The organism is Streptomyces sp. NPDC058872 (assembly GCF_042743065.1).
GTDB lineage: Bacteria > Actinomycetota > Actinomycetes > Streptomycetales > Streptomycetaceae > Streptomyces.
In genome coordinates, this window is record NZ_JBHYMK010000129.1 from 1 (window position 1) to 4,542 (window position 4,542).

The 4,542-nt window shown below is 73.7% G+C and carries 2 protein-coding genes; both read left to right on the forward strand.

Features of this window, described 5'->3' with window-relative positions:
- On the forward strand, nucleotides 1-633 hold a 633-nt coding region (locus ACFW22_RS35620; protein ID WP_386412904.1), incomplete at its 5' end, for a beta-ketoacyl reductase.
- Between the two features lie 4 nt (nucleotides 634-637).
- A partial coding sequence (locus ACFW22_RS35625) for a type I polyketide synthase (protein WP_386412906.1) occupies nucleotides 638-4,542 on the forward strand: 3,905 nt, incomplete at its 3' end.

Sequence of the window (4,542 nt, forward strand, 5' to 3'; positions counted from 1 at the left end):
TCCAGCAACGAGGCGCTGCGACTGCTGGACGCGGCCTGCGCGGCGGGCGAGCCGCACCTGCTGCCGATCCGGCTCGACGTGGCGGCGCTGCGGCGGCGGGCCGACGACGACAGTCTTCCGGCGCTGCTGCGGGGTCTGGCCCAGCGTCGGGTGCGTCGTCACACCGCGGAGGCCGGCACGCGACGGCCTGCGGAGCTGTCGCTCGCCGAGCGGCTCGCCCGGGTATCCGGAGAGCAGCGGGCGCAGGCGCTGGAGGACCTGGTCGTCGCGCAGGTGGCAGCCGTGCTGGGCCATGCGTCGACGGCCGCGATCGAACCGGACCGCGCCTTCAAGGACATCGGGTTCGACTCGCTGACCGCGGTTGAGCTGCGCAACCGGCTCAACACGGCCACCGGGCTGCGGCTGCCCGCCACGCTGGTCTTCGACCAGCCGACTCCGCAGGCGATCGCCCGCTTCGTGGAGCGGAAGCTGTTCCCGCAGGAGACCGCGCAGACCACACCGGCTCCTGCGGTCGCGCCGGACTCCGGCCACGAGACCGACGCCATCGACGCCATCGACGAGATGGACGTCGACCTCCTCATCAACCTTGCTTTCGACGGCGACAGCGCCGGATCCGACGCGGAGCGTGAGTGACCTCATGAGCAACCCCAACGACAAGGTCGTCGCCGCCCTGCGGGCGTCCCTGAAGGAGACCGAGCGGCTGCGGCAGCACAACCGGGAGCTCGCCGAGCGCGGCCGGGAGCCGATCGCGATCGTCGCGATGAGCTGCCGCTACCCGGGCGGCGTACGCACGCCGGAGGACCTGTGGCGGCTGGTGGCCGCAGGCGAGGACGCGGTGTCCAAGTTCCCGACCGATCGCGGCTGGGAGCTGGACGGGCTCTACGACCACGGCGGATTCCTGTACGACGCCGCCGACTTCGACCCGGCGTTCTTCGGCATCTCTCCCCGCGAGGCCCTCGCCATGGACCCCCAGCAGCGCCTGCTCCTGGAGACCTCCTGGGAGGCCGTGGAACGGGCCGGCATCGACCCGCGGACCCTGCGGGGCAGCCGTACGGGCGTCTTCGCCGGCGTCATGTACCACGACTACGGCACGCTGGTCGACGCGTCGCCGGACGCCGTCGAGGGCTATGTCTACAACGGCAGCGCGGGCAGCGTCGCCTCCGGCCGGGTGGCCTACACGCTCGGCCTGGAGGGGCCCGCGGTGACGGTCGACACCGCCTGCTCGTCCTCGCTGATCGCGCTGCATCTGGCGGTGCAGTCGCTGCGCAACGGCGAGTGCTCGCTGGCGCTCGCCGGGGGCGTGGCGGTGATGTCGACGCCGACGCTGTTCGACGAGTTCAGCCGGGGGCAGGGGCACGGACTGGCCCCGGACGGACGCTGCAAGACGTTCGCGGACAGCGCCGACGGGACCAGCCTGTCGGAGGGCGCGGGTCTGCTGCTGCTGGAGCGGCTGTCGGACGCGCGCCGCAACGGTCACCCGGTGCTCGCGGTGGTCCGCTCCACGGCGGCCAACCAGGACGGCGCCAGCAACGGCCTCACCGCCCCCAACGGTCCCGCCCAGGAGCGGGTGATCCGGGACGCGCTGGTCGCCGCCGGGCTGACCGCTGCGGACGTAGACGTGGTCGAGGCCCACGGCACCGGCACCACCCTCGGCGACCCCATCGAGGCCCAGGCCCTCCTGGCCACCTACGGCCAGGACCACAGCCCCGAACAGCCGCTTTGGCTCGGCTCGTTGAAGTCCAACATCGGCCACACCCAGGCCGCCGCCGGCGTCGGCGGCGTCATCAAGATGGTCATGGCCATGCGCCACGGCCTCCTCCCCCGCACCCTCCACGTCGACACCCCCTCCACCCACGTCGACTGGGACTCCGGAGCCGTCTCGCTGCTGACCGAGGAGCAGCCCTGGCCGGCCGCCGACCGGCCGCGCCGTGCGGCCGTGTCGTCCTTCGGTGTGAGCGGCACGAACACGCACGCCGTCCTGGAAGAGGCCCCGGAGGACGAGTCCGCCCAGGACCTGCCAGAGCGCGGGCCCGGGATGCCGGTCGTGCCGTGGGTGCTGTCCGCCCGGTCGGCGGATGCGTTGCGCGAACAGGCCGCACACCTGAGGAAGTTCGTCCACACGGATCCCGCCGATGTCGGCTTCTCGCTGGCCACGGGGCGTTCGGTCTTCGAGCACCGCGCGGCGCTGTACAACAACGCTCCCGGCGGGCTCGACGCGGCGCTGACGGCGCTCGCCGAGGGCAGGGACGCGGCTCCGGGGCTGGTGACGGGCGCGGGTCACCGTGCCGCCCGGACGGCGTTCCTCTTCACCGGGCAGGGCAGCCAGTACCCGGGCATGGGACGTGAACTCCAGGCCGCCTACCCGGTGTTCGCCGCCGCCTTCGACGAGGTCTGCGCCGCCCTGGACCCGCACCTGGACCGTCCGCTGCGTGAAGTGGTGTTCGCCGAGCCGGGCACGGCCGAGGCGAAGCTCCTGGACCAGACGCAGTACACCCAGGCAGGGCTGTTCGCCCTCGAGGTAGCGCTGTTCCGGCTGGTAGAGGCATGGGGCCTGCGTCCCGCCGCGCTGCTGGGCCACTCCGTCGGCGAGCTGGCGGCGGCCCATGCCGCGGGGGTACTGAGCCTGCCGGACGCCTGCGCGCTGGTGGCCGCCCGCGGCCGGCTGATGCAGGAGCTGCCGGTGGGCGGGGCGATGGTGTCCGTACGCGCCACCGAGGACGAGGTCATGGAGGTGCTGGCCGGACGCACGGAACGGGTGTCTGTCGCCGCCGTCAACGGGCCGCGGTCCGTCGTCGTGTCGGGCGACGAGGAGACGGTGCTCGCGGTGGCCGCCGAACTCGCCGAGCGCGGCCGACGCACCAAGCGGCTCAACGTCAGTCATGCCTTCCACTCGCCCCGCATGGACGCCATGCTCGACGACTTCCGGGCCGTCGCGCGCTCGCTGCGGTACAGCGATCCGCTGATCCCGGTCGTCTCCGATGTGACCGGCCGTACGGCCACCGCCGAGGAGCTGACCGACCCGGACTACTGGGTGCGCCATGTGCGGCAGGTCGTGCGGTTCGCCGACGGCGTGCGGACGCTGGGCGAACTGGGCGTCGGCAGCTGCCTGGAACTCGGCCCCGGCGGGGTGCTCTCCGGCATGGGCCAGGACTGCCTGCCCGGCGACGCCGTGGCGTTCGCCGCCGCGCTGCGCCGCGACCGCGCCGAGCCGGATTCGGTGGTGGAGGCGGTGGCGACGGTGTTCGCCCGCGGCGCCCGCGTCGACTGGGCGGCCCTGTTCGCCGGCAGCGGTGCCCGGCGGGTGGATCTGCCGACCTACCCCTTCCAGCGGCAGCGCTACTGGCCGAAGGCCCCCTCCGGTGCGGCCGGGGACGTACGCTCGCTCGGCCTGGAGTCGGTGAACCATCCGCTGCTGGGTGCAGTACTGGAGAGCGCGGACGGCGACGAGCTGCTGTTCACCAGCCGGGTCTCGCTCGCCGCCCAGCCGTGGATCCGCGGTCACCGGGTCGAGGGCGCGGCCCTGCTGCCCGGCACCGCGCTGGCCGAGCTGGCCGTACGGGCCGGGGACAGGGCCGGTTGCCCGCTGCTGGAGGAACTGACCCTTGAGGCACCGCTGGTGCTGCCCGAGGACGGTGGGCTACGACTCCGGGTGCGGGTCGGCGCCGCCGACGCGTCGGGCCGGCGCACGCTGACCGTGCACGCGCGGCCCGACGAGGACACGGGGCATGAAGGCTTGCCGTGGACGCGCCACGCGAGCGGCACCCTGAGCCCGGACCGCGCCGACGCCGGGCAGGACCTCAGCGGGGCCTGGCCGCCGGCCGGGGCCGAGCCGCTGGACATCGAGGGCCGCTACGAGCGGTTCCGGGAGAGCGGCTTCGAGTACGGCCCTGAGTTCCAGGGCCTACGAGCGGCGTGGCGGCGGGGTGACGAGGTGTTCGCCGAGGTCGCCCTGCCGGCGGACCTGGCCGAGGACGCGGCGGACTTCGAGCTGCACCCCGCCCTGTTCGACGCGGCGCTGCAGACGGTCGGCCTCAGCAGCCTGGCCGAGGACGGCGCGCCGGCGCTGATGCCGTTTTCCTGGCGGGGCGTACGCCTGCACGCCACGGGCGCGACCGTACTGCGGGTGCGGCTGACCGTGACCGGTCAGGAGGAGGTACGGCTCGACGCGGCGGACGCCCTGGGCAGTCCGGTCCTGACCGTCGACTCACTCGCGCTGCGGCCGCCGTCCGGCCGAGCGGCGGAGGCCGCAGCCGCGGCGACCCTGCGCGACGCGCTGTTCCGCGTGGAGTGGGTGCCCGTCGAGGCCGCGCAGGCGGAGGGGCCGGACCCGGTTTGGCTGTCCGCCGGTGAGGGCCTCGACGGTCTGTCGGCTTCCGAGGTCGTGGTAGCTCCTTGCCCGCCCGGTGAACGGACCTCGCTGCATTGGGCGTTGGGGCTGGTGCAGGAATGGCTGGCGGAGGAGCGGTTCGCCGACTCCCGACTGGTCCTGCTCACCCGCAACGCCGTCGTCACCTCACCCGAAAACACACCCGACCTCGAACA